General features: G+C 50.8%; 16 protein-coding genes. 4 read left to right on the top strand and 12 right to left on the bottom strand.

The genetic code is table 11. The features are described from left to right. Positions 1-28: 28 nt before the first annotated feature. The 3 genes from AC0YNV_RS04310 to AC0YNV_RS04300 form a co-directional block, all read right to left on the bottom strand. Positions 29-1,024, bottom strand: coding sequence for an acrylyl-CoA reductase family protein (locus AC0YNV_RS04310; protein WP_475766127.1), 996 nt, complete (start codon positions 1,022-1,024; stop codon positions 29-31). A gap of 212 nt (positions 1,025-1,236) precedes the next feature. Further along, positions 1,237-2,085, bottom strand: a complete 849-nt coding sequence (locus AC0YNV_RS04305; protein WP_475766125.1) for an oxidoreductase — start codon at positions 2,083-2,085, stop codon at positions 1,237-1,239. Between the two features lie 468 nt (positions 2,086-2,553). Continuing rightward, a complete protein-coding gene (locus tag AC0YNV_RS04300; protein WP_475766123.1) occupies positions 2,554-2,916 on the bottom strand; it encodes a winged helix-turn-helix transcriptional regulator in 363 nt (120 codons plus the stop codon). A 220-nt stretch (positions 2,917-3,136) separates the two neighbouring features. On the opposite strand from AC0YNV_RS04300, the gene AC0YNV_RS04295 reads away from it, so the two are divergent. Genes AC0YNV_RS04295 through AC0YNV_RS04285 form a run of 3 tightly spaced genes read left to right on the top strand, consistent with a single transcriptional unit; the run spans position 3,137 to position 4,798 of the window. After that, positions 3,137-3,580 (top strand): MFS transporter, encoded by a 444-nt coding sequence (locus AC0YNV_RS04295; RefSeq protein ID WP_475766121.1) that lies wholly within the window; start codon positions 3,137-3,139, stop codon positions 3,578-3,580. Continuing rightward, positions 3,565-4,098, top strand: a complete 534-nt coding sequence (locus tag AC0YNV_RS04290; protein WP_475766119.1) for an efflux MFS transporter permease — start codon at positions 3,565-3,567, stop codon at positions 4,096-4,098. The genes AC0YNV_RS04295 and AC0YNV_RS04290 overlap by 16 nt, the downstream gene beginning before the upstream one ends. 37 nt (positions 4,099-4,135) lie before the next feature. After that, positions 4,136-4,798, top strand: a complete 663-nt coding sequence (locus AC0YNV_RS04285; RefSeq protein ID WP_475766117.1) for an NAD(P)H-dependent oxidoreductase — start codon at positions 4,136-4,138, stop codon at positions 4,796-4,798. Between the two features lie 12 nt (positions 4,799-4,810). Here AC0YNV_RS04285 and AC0YNV_RS04280 read toward each other — a convergent pair whose 3' ends face one another. The 6 genes from AC0YNV_RS04280 to AC0YNV_RS04255 form a co-directional block, all read right to left on the bottom strand. Beyond that, positions 4,811-5,011, bottom strand: coding sequence for a CLC_0170 family protein (locus tag AC0YNV_RS04280; protein ID WP_475766115.1), 201 nt, complete (start codon positions 5,009-5,011; stop codon positions 4,811-4,813). A 10-nt stretch (positions 5,012-5,021) separates the two neighbouring features. Further along, positions 5,022-6,260: a Ger(x)C family spore germination protein gene (locus tag AC0YNV_RS04275; RefSeq protein WP_475766113.1), complete on the bottom strand. Its 1,239-nt coding sequence runs from the start codon at positions 6,258-6,260 to the stop codon at positions 5,022-5,024. After that, positions 6,257-7,351, bottom strand: a complete 1,095-nt coding sequence (locus AC0YNV_RS04270; protein WP_475766111.1) for a GerAB/ArcD/ProY family transporter — start codon at positions 7,349-7,351, stop codon at positions 6,257-6,259. Before AC0YNV_RS04270 ends, AC0YNV_RS04275 begins: the two co-directional genes overlap by 4 nt. Continuing rightward, entirely contained in the window at positions 7,344-8,981 is a 1,638-nt protein-coding gene (locus tag AC0YNV_RS04265) for a spore germination protein (protein ID WP_475766109.1), read from the bottom strand. Before AC0YNV_RS04265 ends, AC0YNV_RS04270 begins: the two co-directional genes overlap by 8 nt. A 303-nt stretch (positions 8,982-9,284) precedes the next feature. After that, positions 9,285-9,494 carry a hypothetical protein gene (locus AC0YNV_RS04260; RefSeq protein ID WP_475766107.1) on the bottom strand — a complete coding sequence of 70 codons (210 nt, stop codon included), beginning with the start codon at positions 9,492-9,494 and terminating at the stop codon, positions 9,285-9,287. 46 nt (positions 9,495-9,540) lie between these two features. Further along, entirely contained in the window at positions 9,541-10,344 is an 804-nt protein-coding gene (locus AC0YNV_RS04255; protein WP_475767294.1) for an SDR family oxidoreductase, read from the bottom strand. A gap of 166 nt (positions 10,345-10,510) precedes the next feature. Between AC0YNV_RS04255 and AC0YNV_RS04250 the strand changes: the two genes are divergently transcribed. Next, positions 10,511-11,392: a LysR family transcriptional regulator gene (locus AC0YNV_RS04250; protein ID WP_475766105.1), complete on the top strand. Its 882-nt coding sequence runs from the start codon at positions 10,511-10,513 to the stop codon at positions 11,390-11,392. Between the two features lie 41 nt (positions 11,393-11,433). On the opposite strand, the gene AC0YNV_RS04245 is transcribed toward AC0YNV_RS04250, so the two are convergent. The 3 genes from AC0YNV_RS04245 to ilvB form a co-directional block, all read right to left on the bottom strand. Next, positions 11,434-12,666, bottom strand: coding sequence for an MFS transporter (locus tag AC0YNV_RS04245; RefSeq protein WP_475766103.1), 1,233 nt, complete (start codon positions 12,664-12,666; stop codon positions 11,434-11,436). Between the two features lie 194 nt (positions 12,667-12,860). Then, positions 12,861-13,391: an acetolactate synthase small subunit gene (gene ilvN, locus AC0YNV_RS04240; protein WP_475766101.1), complete on the bottom strand. Its 531-nt coding sequence runs from the start codon at positions 13,389-13,391 to the stop codon at positions 12,861-12,863. Further along, a complete protein-coding gene (gene ilvB / locus AC0YNV_RS04235) occupies positions 13,388-15,103 on the bottom strand; it encodes a biosynthetic-type acetolactate synthase large subunit (protein ID WP_475767292.1) in 1,716 nt (571 codons plus the stop codon). Before ilvB ends, ilvN begins: the two co-directional genes overlap by 4 nt. Positions 15,104-15,227 lie beyond the last annotated feature (124 nt).

Here is a 15,227-nt window from a genome sequence, read left to right as displayed (position 1 = left end):
TGTAAATGAGTTTAGGAACAGCCAGGCATCAGGATATCCGAACGAGCACCCTTCCCCTGGTTTGCGATTTCAGAATATCCGTCAGCGCTTGAGGCAGCTCGTTCAGCGTTATTTCCCGGTCCACGAGCTGCTCGAGCACGGCGGGCTTCAAATCCGTCCCCATCCGCTCCCAGAGCTTCTCACGAATGTCCGCGGGGCACAATACCGAATCTATTCCGAGCAAATTCACGCCCCGCAGAATAAAAGGGAGCACAGTGGTCGGAACAGCCGTCCCTCCCGTCAGTCCGCTAGCGGCGACCGAACCACCGTAAGCAATATGGCTCAAAACAGCGGCCAGCGAACTTCCCCCCACCGGGTCTACGGCAGCCTGCCACAGCTGCTTGTCCATCGGCTTGATGCTGCCTCCGCTGTACACCGCATCCCTGTGAATAACCTCGCTTGCGCCAATGGATTTCAAATAATCCGTCTCGGCAGTCTTGCCGGAGCTTGCGGCAACCTGATAGCCCAAAGCGCTCAGCATGGCAATAGCCGAGCCGCCGACTCCGCCGGTCGCGCCGGTTACCAGCACCTTGCCCTTCTCCGGGGACATGCCATTCTCCTCCAGCCGCTGAATGGATAACGCCGCTGTGAAGCCGGCGGTCCCATAGATCATGGCCTCCCGTAAAGAAAGGCCCTCCGGCAGCGGAACGGCCCATTCTGCCGGGATACGCGCGTATTCGCTGAATCCGCCATAATGGGAAACGCCGATCCCGTAACCGGTTGCCAGCACAGGCTGTCCCTCATGAAACCTCTCATCACCAGAGGACACAACATGCCCAGCCAAATCAATGCCGGGAATAAAAGGATACGATTTTACGACTTTTCCATCCGGGGTACCGGCAAGGCCGTCTTTATAATTCACACTGGAATAAGATACCCTGATCAGAACATCCCCTGGAGGCAAATCCTCTATTGATACCTGCTTTACCGCGACTGTGAAGGCTGCCTCATACTCCACAAGCAGTGCCTGAAACCGTTCCGACATCCTAAAGCCCTCCTAGCTTGATCATGCGACCATGCAATCGCAATCATCCGTTATGGACCACAGGACCAGTATAGTCGATAAATGACATCTTTCACATGCTGTATGGCGCTTTCTTTTACCTTCTGCTCGAATACCCGTTCCACCTCATGAAGTTTTTGCCTGACCTAATTGAACAGGCCGCCGATCTTGCCGGCAGCCTGGTTCGTTCTGCGTTAGTTGGTTGGGAAGTCCGTACTGCGAGATATACTTTCCCATGCGCTGTACTCGGCCTTCATTGCATCGAGCTTCTGCACGAGCTGTTCATAGGCAGCATTGCCCAGGATAAGCCGATGAGGCTTGTCCTCCTGCTCGACCAGCTTGATTATCACCTGCGCTATTCGCTCTGGATCGCCAGTCAAAAATGATTCCCCTTGTTTTTCCAACAAATCCTTCACGGCGCCGGATGTTTTGTCATACGCCGGATTTCGGACGCTTTGACGATTTTTTTGCATGATTCCGGTTTTCATTCCACCTGGTTCTAAAAGTAAAACCTTAATACCAAGTGGCTCTACTTCTTGCCAGAGCGCTTCCGTCAATCCTACAAGAGCGTGCTTACTTGCGCTGTAATAGCCAAGCGACGGCATAGCGACTACTCCGTTGAGAGAAGAGACGTTCACGATCGTTCCTTGTTTTCTTTCGCGCATCCCCGGGAGGACGGCGCGTATGATCGAAGCAACTCCGAAAAAGTTCGTTTCGAATACGGACCGAATAGCATCGTCTTCTCCCTCTTCGATAGCGGAGCTGTATCCGATCCCTGCATTGTTTACGAGAACATCGATCTTCCCGTATTTTTTCTCTGCTTCCTCAACGACTTCCAGGACCTGTTTAGAGTTGGTAACATCAAGTGCAGCGACATGGGCTGTATTCGGAAAACGATCCGCAAGCTCCTTAAGAAATTCGGGATTCCGGGCCGTCATCACGACGCGATGGCCATGATTCAGAACGGCCTCCGCCAAAACCCTTCCAACGCCGCTCGAAGTACCCGTAATAAGCCAAACGGGATTGTTAGACTGTACCTGCATATTTGAACAACCTCTTTTCAATACGTTATATTGAGGTTCGAATGGCCTCGGTGTCCACTATAGCAGGTATGATTCCCTCCCAGAAGAAGGCTATTTTTTTAAATATGCTGTAGAAAAGTAAAGTCACGCATATTATGCCAACTCCGTATGATTGTTATTTCCTACCAATGGAGGATCTACAAATTCATTGGCACCTAATCATCAGTACGAAAAGAAAAACGCCATTCCTTTCGTGGAATAGGCGTTTTTTTGACGGCCGTTCTTCTGTTTCGGTTCAACAACTTTATACGGTTTGAGGCCAGGAGCATGACTTTACTTTTATAAAGCATATATAAAAAAATCGCGTCCTTATGAAAAAGTTTGATCCCTGATATAGTGGACTCCAAGGCAATCGAATCTTCGGTCGCCATCATAAACGAGAAGAGGTCATTCAGATATGTAGGAACAGGATTGCAAGCCGCTTCCCTATTATTGAACAGGAGAATCCCATTCCTTTTTCCAGCGATTTATTTCTAGAAAAACTTCCGAAAAAGCTTTTCCCTTTTCGGTAATCGAATATTCGACTGTTACTGGAACGGTAGGAAATACTTGACGATTAATAATTTGATGTTCTTCCAGATTTCGTAAAGTATCGGTTAAACCTTTTGTATTCAAGTTGCCTAAATTTCTTCGTAATTGATTAAAACGCTGAGGCTCCTTTAAAAGCTCTGTTATGACTAAAAAGGTCCATTTTCCCGAAAAAAATTGTAAAACTTCGGAAATCGATTCAACGCAATTAATATCGAACTTCGACATTTCCGATTTTATCGACTCGCATTCGTTTTTTTCCAATTTTATCAACTCGCATTCATTTTTATAATAATTAGACTGAAAAATAAAGTCAGTGATTGGAATTGCAGTATAGTAAATAACGTTCGAAATGTCACTGGAAGCACCAGGAAAATTTGGTCATTTCCGTAATCGAAGAACGAAGGACTTGTCGTGTACTCATTTTATATTACAGACTATGTTCTTGCTTATTATTGTCTGTTTTGCCCAATTTATCGAGGTCATGAACAGTACGACGGTCGTAGTCGCGCTGCCATCCATTCAAACGGCGTTTCACATGCAGACTAACGATTTGCAATGGATCGTGACTTCTTATGTCCTCACGTTTGCTTGCTTCCTGATGATCGGGGGACGAGCGAGCGACTTGCTTGGAAGAAAACGCGTATTAATGCTCGGTTTAACCGTCTTCGCGCTCGCTTCGTTGGCAGGCGCCTTGGCGATGAATCCGGTCTGGCTGATATCCAGCAGAGCCGTGCAAGGGAATCGGGGCGGCTCTCTCCATCCCGCGGCGATGTCGCTCATCAGCTATAATTTCGCGGCCGGACCGCAGCGCAACAAAGCATTGGGAATATTCGGCGCCTTAGGGTCCGGCGGGGCGGCTGCCGGATCGATCGTCGGCGGTCTGCTGACGGATTCCGCGGGCTGGAAATCATGTTGTTCTATCTGAACGTTCCGCTGGGATTATTGCTCATCATCGGATTGTTGTTCATTAAAGTTAGCCCGTCGGCCAAAGCGGAGAAACAATCCGTCGATTGGCTCGGATTGATTTTCGTATTGACGGGTATTTTCGTTTTGGTCTACGGCATTTCCATGCCGGATGTCGACGGTAGCTGGCCGGCGGCGAAAATCATCATGTTGATAATCGGGATATTGGTATTAGCCGTGTTTATTTTAATTGAAAGCTATACTAAAAATCCGTTGCTGCCGCTTCGTTTGTTCAAGTTTCGTTCGCTTTTTACTTCCAATATTATCGGGTTCTTGATGTTTTCCTATACGACCGGATTCATGTATTTCTCGACCTTATACTTCCACGAGCTGGGCTATTCGTCTTTAGCTGTCGGTTTGGCATTCCTGCCGCTGGGACTGACATCGATCATCGTAACGCAAATGTATAAAGTCGGAGAAGCGGACTTCATCCCGATAAATGGCCTCCTGCTCGTTGTATCATCCATTCAAGAAGCCTAACAACCAAAATCGACTCACGGGAGATGAATTTTAACAGATGGATATCGAGGCAAAAAAAACGGAGTTATTGTCCACATTTTATTTCAGGCATGCAACCAAAGAATTCGATCCGACGAAGAAAATATCCGATGGGGATTTCCGCTTCATTCTCGAGGCAGGACGTCTTTCTCCGAGCTCGGGAGGCAATGAACCTTGGAAATTCGTCGTCGTGCAAAGTCCGGAATTCAGACGGGAACTCGCACCGCTCGTATCCGGGGCAATGCGGTCGCTGCCTACGTCGAGCCACTTCGTTATTATTTTGGCCAGAAAAGGGCTTACTCATGATTCATCTTACGTCTTGGAACAGCAAACCCAAGTAAAGGGTATGCCTATAGAAGTTTATAAAAGCATGCAGCAAGCCTACGCGCAATTCTACGAAGACCTTCATCTGGATTCCGAGCGGGCGCTGCTGGACTGGTCTTCGAAGCAAACATACTTGGCGATGGGCAATATGATGACGGCGGCGGCGCATATCGGCGTCGATTCATGTCCGATCGAAGGCTTTGATATGGATGCCGTCAACGAGCTGCTCGACAAAAAAGAGCTGCTCGGAAACGACGAATTCGGCTTGAGCGTGATGACGGCGTTCGGCTATCGGTCCAGAGAACCGGGGCGCGCCAAATCGAGACGGCCGATGGAAGACCTCGTTCAGTTCGTGTAATACCGCGTACCCTTAGCGGGTTAAATAATAAATCAGATAACCAAGAAGCACCAGGGCAGCGACGATCAGATTGGACCACCCCATTACGCGGGATATCAGCTGTTCTCTCGCCAAGCCGTCCGATTGATAAATCTTCCGATCCACACCAAGCATGAATATTCCCGAAATCAAAAACAAACTGACGAAATAGGCAGCATGATGGATGTTCAGCATGTCGCAGCCCCTATTCTGATTTATTTTGTGCAACTAATCCAAATCTCCGCAGATCGACGTGGACATGGACATCAGCCGTAAGCTTGGCGTACAGGTTCTCCCAGTCCTTCTCGCTTTTGATATTCCGGTTCCAGAAGGAGCGTTCATGGGCGCGGATCTTCTCGCCGAAACCGAACACATCCGATTTTTTCAACTGGGTCTCCTTAATCAGTTGTATGGCGTTTTTTTTAACCTCCTGCTCAAAAACCCGTTCCACCTCATGAAGTTTTGCCTGGCTGTCGAAGGAACCCGCTTCTCCGATTTTCTCCTTCATGGTTGCTTCAAGCTGTATATCGATTTCCGCATGAGGTATGCCGTCGATAATTTTCACTTTAACCCGGGAAGAGCGTTTCAATGTGTTCACCATAACGACGCCGACACCAGGCACATCAAACAGCGCAGAGTAGCCTCCCGGATTTAAGCCCATGATGCCCATATAGACACCAATCTGGATCGGTGTTGTGTAACCGACCATCTTGTCCTCATTAAAATAAGCCATGCCTTTGAGCAAAATATTTTCCTTTTGCCGTATGGACACATAGGGAAGATAGCCGTCCTGCCCCAGCTTCGATTCGGCGCTCCAGAATTTTCCAATATAATCAGTCGGGAACTTGCCCATTTGATGCGATTTCTCGATCATGGCCAGCAAATATAAGGCCGGGACCCGCTCCAGAGGCGGCGCTACATCCATTAGACGGGATGCCTCCACGTCAGATACGAGCAGCCAGGTCGTGCGGCGCACCTGTGTTTCCCGCCGGAAATAATCGTTTAGATCCCGGAGGCCTCTCCTGGCAATGGCCTCGCTTATCACGACGATGCGAAGATGAATCAAGGTTCGGGGATCGGCAATCTGCTGCTGCAGGTTGTCCAGCGCATCATCTATGGTATAACCGACCACTTTGACGACCCAAACAGGAAGACTGAATGAACCTTCTCCTCCGCCGGAGTCTCCGCCAGGGCCGAGCGGCACTCTGCCGGGCACGGCAATCTGCGCCGTTATGCGGATCATTTTGTCTTTGAGCGACGGGGGAACTTTGGAGTGGGTTACCATCTCATCCTTCATGTCCTCCGGGGAAGCCTCGTCGATGGCCATGGCGAGAATCAAGGCCCGGTTCTCGATCTCGAGCCTGTCCCAGCATCCGGATAAAAGCACGGACAGGGCAGGCAGCACAAGGCACAGGACCAGCCAGCCTTTAACCGCTTTACTCATTGGCTGCTCTCCTTTACCCCGCGGATTAATGACAGCAGCAGAAGCAGCAAGGGATATCCTGTGGTTAATATCATGCCGTATACAAATACCAGATTTCCATAAACAAAAAATTGTCTCGTATCATGCGGAATCATAGCGATCACAAACACAATAGGGATTAGATAAGAAACAAACAGCCGGTGATCGCGGATCCGGAACAAGTCTTTGGCTGCGATGACAGAGAAATAGTAATTGGAGTATATCGTGGTGTACACGGAAACAACCCAGCCGATAATGAATATATCATCCAATCTCTCGAATGCCCCGCCGGGAATAACGGCAGATCTTGCAGCATCCAATGACGGATATGCCAGAAGTTTAGTCTCCTCAGAACCGAATAGAGCGATTGTGGTAATAATGATCATCAGATACACGATTCCGGATATAATCACTCCCCATATCGTAGATGCAAGGATTTTCCGTGGTCTGATCATATAGGGAACAAGCAGGGTCAATACGAATGCGGACTGAAACAAGGAAGCGATCGACAAGGCAGCGTACAGAACGCCAGATGGATGATTGCCAATCACCGGGAGCAGATTGACCATATCGTAATCTCTCAGCGATGTCAGGAATATCACCAAAGCAACAATAATGATGAATGGCAAATAAAAGGAATGAATAAACGAGAATTTCACGACGCTCCGCCTTGAAGAAGCGACCACCACAATCAACATGATGATGATGGACAATTCGATCGGCGTTTTGGGCAGCAGAACGGCAATGACCACTTCTCCAAAGTCCCTCGCAGACAGACCGGAACAGATAACGAAAAAAATAATAAGCAGCAAATTGAAAAACCGTGCCGGCCATTTGCCAATCAGGCGTTCGCTGAACTGAATAATATTTTCCCGGGGAAACTTCCGGACAAGCAATGCGAGGATAACCAGACTGAACATTGCCACTCCTATTGCTTCCAGCGTTAACAGGGGAGAACCGCTATCCACGGCTTTGGCTGCAAAATTCGGAAATGTTAATACGCCTACTCCGAGAATGGTGCTTATAATGACGGTGCAGGCCCGGATCACCGTGACCGGGTAGGCATTATTCATGCTCAGACTCCTCCTTGTCGATATAATGAAGGGCATGGCTGCCAGCTACCTTGGCATGATCGTTTGGCAGCCGGTCCCGATCACCTGGTTGAAGGTAGCTCGGACGTTTGTTCATCCACCACAAAGGACCCCTGATGAGCGTATCCTTCATTGCCTGCCAATTCCCGGGAACGATCGGATACATATAAGGCACACCGAACGATTCCAGGAACAGAAGATGGTTCATGATTAAGATCAGCCCTGCCATGACGCCGTACAATCCGAACGTTCCTGCCAGAATGAGTATAGGAAATCTCAGCATGCGCAGGGCAATCGCGGCATTGTAGGCAGGCGTGGCAAATGACCCTATCGTCGTCAGCGCAACGATAACAATCGTGATCGGACTTGAAAATCCAGCAGATACGGCTGCTTGTCCCACGACCAGCACGCCCACGATGGACAAGGCGCCGCCGATCAACTGGGGAAGACGTATGGTGGCTTCCCGCAGCACTTCCATGGAAAGCTCGATCAGCAGCACTTCAATGACCGCTGGAAAAGGCACTCCCGCCCGGCCGCCGGCGACAGCGACGGCAAAGTCGGTAGGCAGCAGCTCCGGATTATAAGAAATAACGGCGACATAGAGAGACGGAAAAACGAGCGAAAATATAAGGGCTAAAAGCCGGATCATCCTGACCAGGGTGCCCATTAGAAAACGCTCTGTATAATCATCTAAAGTCTGATAAAATTGGCTGAATATGGCTGGAACGATAAGCGCAAAAGGAGATCCGTCCACGAGTATGGCTACACGCCCTTCCAGCAGAGCCGCGGCCGTTTTATCGGGCCGTTCCGTATTTTGAATTTGCGGAAACGGCGACAGCGGATAATCCTCGATAAACTGCTCGATATATCCGGCATCCAGAATAGCGTCCATGCTGATCTTCGACAACCGGCTCATGGCTTCTTCGACCAATTTGGGATCTGCTACGCCTTCCAGATAACAGACAGCGACCTGGGATTTCGCCCTGTTGCCCGTAGCGGCAAGCTTGACCCGCATATCGACGGTCAGCAGCCGTCCTCTGAGCAGATTCAGGTTCGTATCCAGCACTTCAATATAGCCTTCCCGCGCCCCTCTGATCATCATCTCCGTTTGCGGCTGCTCGATGGCTCTCTTCTCAACCATCCTGCTCTCCAGCAGAAGCGCGTCGCTGCACCCGTCGATGCAAAGCAGTGTATTTCCCAGATTGACCCCTTCCAGCATGATGCCTATCGTGTCTTCCATGGAGCACTCTGCGACATACACATAATTTTTCCAGACGAACTTGATCAGATCACGGCCCTGCAAATCGATGTTTTGCCGGTCTGCTGCCGGATTCATCAACGGTTTCATAATGTCATCGTTGATGAGAGCGGTATCTACCATCGTTGAGAAAAAAACGATAGCTGCATCGATCTGACCGGAAATTCTGAATTCACGGATGACCAAATCGTCGCTCTCGCCGAAAACTTCCCGAAACATTTCCAGCTTTTTTTCCAGCTGCTTTGCGGGTTCCTGATCCTTATATTTTTCCTTGATGCGGTCAGGAGCCGCGGAAGATGAATCATTGTTTAACTTTTTCTTATAAGATCGGTAGTGCTGCTTCCAATTTCGCAAGCTCCTGCCTCCTTCCAGTAATCAGAAATTAACCTATATTTCTTCCTGCTTTGTTATTTTGTCCAACATTATGACGGTTATGTGCAAAATCTGTATGGCCGGACACTGCCTATCCCCAAATGGCCCGGGCCCAGCAAAAAAACACCTCTCATTCCTTATGGAATGAAAGGTGCAGGCTGATGAGCGGTTTGAGGATTCCTTAATTCTCCTTTATAGCTAATGAAGCGATTTTATCGCCATCCAAGGTAAAATAAAAGTTAAACGGAAAAGGTCCGCCCGGGAAATTCCCGTCGACCTTGCAATTTAATACGACTTCATGGCCGGTTTGCCTGACGTCAAGGATATCCAGACGAACCCGCGCACCGATATAATGGGTATCGCTCCATTCATTGATTTGCTCAATTCCCGCCCCTCGTCGGCAATAACCGCGCTTTCCGTGAAGCAGTCAAGCAAAGCGTTGATACTTTCATCATGGGTTGCCCGGATGAATGCGTCAATAGGTTTTGGCTGCATAATACCTCGTCTCCTTTTCATTATAGAGTCTGAGCATTCTGAACGGTTAGACCGTGGGAATCGTACCGCCGTCTATGACATGCTCGCTGCCGACAATGGACGCGGCTCGGTCGGAAACCAGAAAAGCGACCAGTTCGGCCACTTCCTCGGGTCTGCCCGGGCGCCCCAGCGGAATGCCTCCAAGCGAGTCCATCAGCGTTTGCCTGGCGCCGGCAATGTCAGTACCTGCTTCCTCGGCAATCCGTTCGATCAGCCTCTCAGCGGAAGTCGTCTCAATAAATCCGGGAGCGACGGTATTGACTCGTATCCCATGAGGCGCAACCTGGTTGGACAAGCCTTTGCTGTATGTGGTCAAGGCTGCCTTGGCCGCAGCATAAGCCAGAGTCGCATTATAGAGCGGCAGGCGGCGCTGGATGGACGTAATATGAACAATAGCGCCGTACCCCTGCTCCATCATGGAGGGGAGCAGCCCTCTGTCCAGACGGACAGCAGCGAAGAGATTATTGTTGATAGCCCGCTGCCATTCCTCGTCGCTCAGGGCAAGCGCTCCTCCTGCAGGCGCCGACGAACCGCCGATATTGTTGACAAGGATATCCACGCCTCCAAGACGGTCCATGACTTCCGCAACCACTTTCTCCACGCCTTCCGCCGTACTGAGATCGGCCTGAATGAACCTGTCCTTCAATCGCGGATCGCCCGGGATGGACCGGGCAGTGGTGAGAACCGTCCCTCCAGCCCGTGAAAGGCGGTTCACAATCGCTTCGCCCATTCCTTTGGTGCCGCCTGTGACCAATATGCGTTTGCCCTTGAATTCGTTATTTTCCACGGTATATTCTGTTGATGCTGTCATCATGATAGAGTCTCCTTTTCGGTTTAATACGTGTTTGCCGCACTTATACCCTCCGTTAAGTATGGGGTATTGTGCGGTTATTTATATCTTAGCTTTGAATATCAAACGCGTCTAATTTATAATAATAATAAAACGCATGAATAATAATAATGAATGAGGTGACAAGATGGAACTCACCCAGCTGGACTATTTTCTGACCGTGGCCAGACTTCAGCATATGACCAAGGCATCAGAAGCATTGTCCATTACTCAGCCTGCGCTCAGCCATGCCATATCCAAGCTCGAAACGGAATTGGGCGTTCCCTTGTTTGAGCGGAAAGGCCGGAATGTTCAGGTCAACCGGTACGGGAGCATGTTCGCCAAACGGGTGGAGCGGGCGATACAGGAAATAACAAAGGGGAAGCAGGAAATCGACGAGTGGTCCAACCCGGAGACAGGTGTGATCGGGATTGCTTATTTGAACATTCTCGGAGCAGATCTGCTGCCCAAGCTTGTCCGGGACTACCAACTTAAACACCCGCAGGTTCGGTTTGAGTTGACGCAGGGCAACTACGAATTAATATACAATCAGCTGGACAACGGTTATTCCGATTTGATGATCACGTCCGAGCGTCCAGCCACTGATATTTATGAATGGCGGCTCATTAAGAGTCTCCCTCTCTATGCGGTTGTTTCCAACTCCCACCGGTTCGCCGAACGCGCTTCACTCAGTCTGACTGAACTGACCGGTGAGCCTTTCGTCGGGCTCGATAAAAACTGTGGACTTAAAAGCTCCTTATTAACCCGGTTTCAGCATATGGGATTCACTCTGACTGCGACCTATGACGCGGAAGATTTGACCACCGTAGCCGGGTTTGTCGCCGCAGGTCTTGGAGTATCCGTTCTGCCGCGGTCTGAAGGGCTTGCGGTTAAGGGCATGGCATGGCTGCCTATCGAGGAGGAGGGGTGGATTTGGGAGGTTGGCTTATACTGGAGGAAAGACCGTTATCAATCCCCCGCGTCCAAACGTTTTATCGACTATATAGAACGTTCTTCTTTTCAAGCTTGATCCGCGCTTGTGTGCGGCAGGATAAAACCAACAGCCCGCGACTACTGAGCAGTCGCGGGCTGTTTTTTCGTTTTCCAGGCATAGATGGCAAAAGAGAGAAATCCCATCCAGCCAAATACAGAGGCGCCATAGAGCAGGTCGGCCACAGGCAGAGAATCGGACAGATAGGTGCTCAGAAGAGGACCGATGGTGCCCCGTATGCCAAACAGCATCAAGTGAAGGCCGAACACAACGGCTTCCCTGCCCGGTGCCAGCCGGAAGACATAGGCCAGAAAGCCGATATCCCAGATTGCATCCCCCACACCTTGAATTCCGCTGCCGACAAGAACGGCCGGATAATTCCCGAACAGGCCATATAACAGCGGCACCATTGAAAAAGCGGCAAACCCGAACGCCACCGTATGCTTCGCCGATAACCGGTCAATAACGACGCCGACCACGAAGTAAGTAATGAGCAGGCAGCTGAAATAGGTTACGCGGGCAAGTCCGATTTCCGTATTGGTCAGTTCAAGCTGCTTGACTTGAATGATCTGATAGAGCGGCATGGCCAGTATATTGCCAAACCCTGTGAAGGTGCAGGCCAGAAAGAACATGGCAAGCTCGCGGTTATGCCTGATCAGCTGCAGCTGATCCCTGAGCGAGGAGCGTTTGACGGACAACGCCTTGACAGGCGCCGTTTTCTTGGCCCGGACGCGGGTGAATACCAGAATGGAGACTACTCCGGCTGCGGCTGCAAATAACAAAGGCCCGCGCGGCCCGGACGCATCTGTCCAGCTCCCGACCACGAAAGCAAGCGGAATCATGAGAACCCCCATCGCTACCCGGACATTGCCCATCAGCTTCCCTCGATGCCGGGGAGGATACATCCGGACAATCAGCGAAGCGTAAGCGGGGGACTGTATGCCCATCATCAGCTGAAACAGCAGCGCTACCGCCACGTACACGACCGGAACCCCAAAAAAAGCAGGCAGTACGATCAGTGCTCTTCCGATTAAATTGGGAATGACCATAAAAGGCTTGGGATTGGACCGTTCAATCCATCCTGCCCATATCGGCGAGAACAGCAGACCGATCGCGGGCGAGGCTGACAGAAGCCCGACCTGAATATTGCTTGCGCCTTCTTGAATCGCCATAGGCACATAAAATTGGTTAAATACTACATTAAAGAAGCTGAACAGAACGGAAGCGCCGGCATCGTAACAGAAATTATGCCATGCACGGGGTCCTAATTGAAGTCTGAGGTTGTTGATGTATGATTTGAAACCCATGCCCATTGGTGGTCAACTTACCTTTCGTCTATCATAATCAATAATCAGCATAGCGGCGGCCATAAAGCAGCCAATACGGCTATTATACCACCTTGCAGGTGCGGGGATAGCGAACATTTTATACTCTTGCAGCCCGGCAAAAAAATAAATCCTACCCTTGCAAGGGATAGGATTTATGTTCCTCCGATAGATTGCGGACATCAGACTGCGTCTGCCGCTTGGCTGCTCCGGCTTAGCTGCGTCTCAACCGGGATTTCGCGCGTCATGGCGGTCGTGCCGGTACGCGATATTTCCATAATTCCATAGGGCTCGAGGAGCTTCAGGATTGCATTGATTTTGTCGGTTTCGCCTACAGCCTGAATGATCATGCTGTGATGTCCAATATCCACGACAGATGCCCGGAAAGCCGAGACAACACCCATAATCTCCGGACGCAGCGGCGGTTCCGCCTTGATCTGGATCAAGGCAAGCTCCCTGGCAACCATAGGACTTGCACTCAGAGGAACGACGCGAATCACGTCAATCAGCTTGTTCAGCTGTTTTTCCACCTGCTCGACCGTTCTTTCGTCGCCTGTTGTCCTGATAATCATCCGCGATAAGCCGCTCTCTTCGCTGCTCCCGACAGTGATGCTGTCGATGTTGAAGCCTCGTCGGCCGAACAACCCGCAAACGCGCTGCAGTACACCCGGCTGGTCATGAACCAGTATGGAAATTGTGTGCTGTTGATTCATTGGAATTCCCCCATTACCATTTGATCTAACGCCGTTCCGCTGAAAACCATGGGATAAACCTTCTCTTCCTTCGGAACCACAAATTCGACAAGTACCGGACCGGGCGTATCCAGCGCCTCCTGCCAGACGCGGGCGGCATCAGCCTTGGTCTCTGCCCTCAGCCCCTTGATTCCATAGGCTTCTGCCAGCTTGACAAAGTCCGGACTTCCCGCAAGCTCGATGTGGCTGAAGCGCTGTTCGTGAATCAGTTCCTGCCACTGCTTGACCATCCCGAGTACCTGGTTGTTGATAACCACGATTTTCACAGGGATCTGGTGGATTGCACAAACGGCCATCTCCTGCGCGCACATCTGCATTCCGCCGTCGCCGTTAATGGAAATGACCAGTCTGTCCGGATTGCCGATCTGCGCGCCCATTGCAGACGGAAAACCGAATCCCATGGTGCCGAGTCCCCCTGAAGTGAGCAGTGAACGCGGCTGCTTGAATTTGTAGAACTGTGCGGTCCACATCTGGTGCTGCCCGACATCCGTCGTAATGATGGCTTCGCCGTCCGTTGTGCCGCTGATCATTTCAATGACAAATTGCGGCTTCAATTCCGATCCGGAATCGTCGTAGCGCAGCGGATAAGCCGCTTTGTTATGCAGGATTTCCCTGATCCAGCTGTCTGACCGGGCGGGCTTGGCTTCCGGTATGGCATAAGTCAAAACAGCTTTAATGTCGCCGACACATGAAAGCTCCGTTCGGACGTTCTTGCCGATTTCGGCGGGATCGATATCGATATGGGCAATTTTTTTGGCATGAGGAGCGAAGCCGTCTATCTTCATCGTGATCCGGTCGTCGAACCGTGAACCGATAGAGATAATCAGGTCGGCCTGCTGGATCGCCATATTCGCCGTATAGGTGCCATGCATGCCCGGCATGCCCATACACAGCTCGTGGGAGCTTGGAAATCCGCCCAGTCCGAGCAGCGTGGCGGCTACCGGAATCCGCGTTTTCTCCGCAAATTCGAGCAGTTCCCTGGATGCATCGGAATAAATAACCCCGCCGCCCGCGATAATGACCGGCTTCTCGGATTCGGCGATAGCCTGAATAATGGAATGGATTTCCGCCGGATTCAGGGCTGGTTCTGGATGGTAACCGCGCAGATTGATGCGCTCAACCGGCTGTGCGGTTATTTTCTGATTTGACACGTCCTTCGGAATATCGATCAGCACCGGTCCCTTTCTTCCGGTGCCCGCCAGATAAAAGGCTTCATGGATGATGCGCGGCAGGTCGTTGGCGTCCCGGACCAGGTAACTGTGCTTGGTAATCGGCATCGTGATGCTTACGATATCCGCTTCCTGAAAAGCATCCGTACCCATCACGGTCGTGGGAACATTGCCTGTAAGGATAACGAGAGGAACCGAATCCATATAGGCGGTGGCGATTCCTGTCACCAGATTTGTCGCTCCCGGACCCGATGTAGCGATACACACCCCTATCTTCCCGGTTGACCGGGCATATCCGTCCGCAGCATGGATCGCCCCCTGCTCATGGCGGGTCAGCAGATGCTTAAAGTCCGGATTGCCGACCATCGCGTCATAGATATAAAGGACATTGCCGCCCGGATAGCCGAATACGCATTCCACACCTTCGCTCAGCAGGCCGCGCAAGAGAGCCTCCGATCCGGTTATCGGGTTCTCTGTTTGCTGCTCCGTGTGACTCGCGGACATTGTCGTCGCTAACGAATTTCCCATAGTGATCTCCTCCTCCGAATATAAAAACCCCTCTCATCCCAAGCCAGGCAGATCTGCTGCCGGTTTGAAGGGACGAAAGGGGTTGATTTTCGCGGTACCA

This window comes from Paenibacillus sp. JT31N11 (assembly GCF_056269285.1).
Note: the sequence above shows the minus strand (reverse complement) of the source record. Positions and strands in the feature narration are given on the sequence as shown.

Bases quoted from the DNA above. Each gene is read 5' to 3' on its own strand.
- ilvN (WP_475766101.1), bottom strand. From the start codon at position 13,391: ATGAATCAACAGCACACAATTTCCATACTGGTTCATGACCAGCCGGGT.
- AC0YNV_RS04295 (WP_475766121.1), top strand. From the start codon at position 3,137: ATGAACAGTACGACGGTCGTAGTCGCGCTGCCATCCATTCAAACGGCG.
- AC0YNV_RS04260 (WP_475766107.1), bottom strand. From the start codon at position 9,494: ATGCAGCCAAAACCTATTGACGCATTCATCCGGGCAACCCATGATGAA.
- AC0YNV_RS04275 (WP_475766113.1), bottom strand. From the start codon at position 6,260: ATGAGTAAAGCGGTTAAAGGCTGGCTGGTCCTGTGCCTTGTGCTGCCT.
- AC0YNV_RS04280 (WP_475766115.1), bottom strand. From the start codon at position 5,011: ATGCTGAACATCCATCATGCTGCCTATTTCGTCAGTTTGTTTTTGATT.
- AC0YNV_RS04255 (WP_475767294.1), bottom strand. From the start codon at position 10,344: ATGACAGCATCAACAGAATATACCGTGGAAAATAACGAATTCAAGGGC.
- AC0YNV_RS04270 (WP_475766111.1), bottom strand. From the start codon at position 7,351: ATGAATAATGCCTACCCGGTCACGGTGATCCGGGCCTGCACCGTCATT.
- AC0YNV_RS04245 (WP_475766103.1), bottom strand. From the start codon at position 12,666: ATGGGCATGGGTTTCAAATCATACATCAACAACCTCAGACTTCAATTA.
- ilvB (WP_475767292.1), bottom strand. From the start codon at position 15,103: ATGTCCGCGAGTCACACGGAGCAGCAAACAGAGAACCCGATAACCGGA.
- AC0YNV_RS04285 (WP_475766117.1), top strand. From the start codon at position 4,136: ATGGATATCGAGGCAAAAAAAACGGAGTTATTGTCCACATTTTATTTC.
- AC0YNV_RS04250 (WP_475766105.1), top strand. From the start codon at position 10,511: ATGGAACTCACCCAGCTGGACTATTTTCTGACCGTGGCCAGACTTCAG.
- AC0YNV_RS04305 (WP_475766125.1), bottom strand. From the start codon at position 2,085: ATGCAGGTACAGTCTAACAATCCCGTTTGGCTTATTACGGGTACTTCG.
- AC0YNV_RS04310 (WP_475766127.1), bottom strand. From the start codon at position 1,024: ATGTCGGAACGGTTTCAGGCACTGCTTGTGGAGTATGAGGCAGCCTTC.
- AC0YNV_RS04290 (WP_475766119.1), top strand. From the start codon at position 3,565: ATGTTGTTCTATCTGAACGTTCCGCTGGGATTATTGCTCATCATCGGA.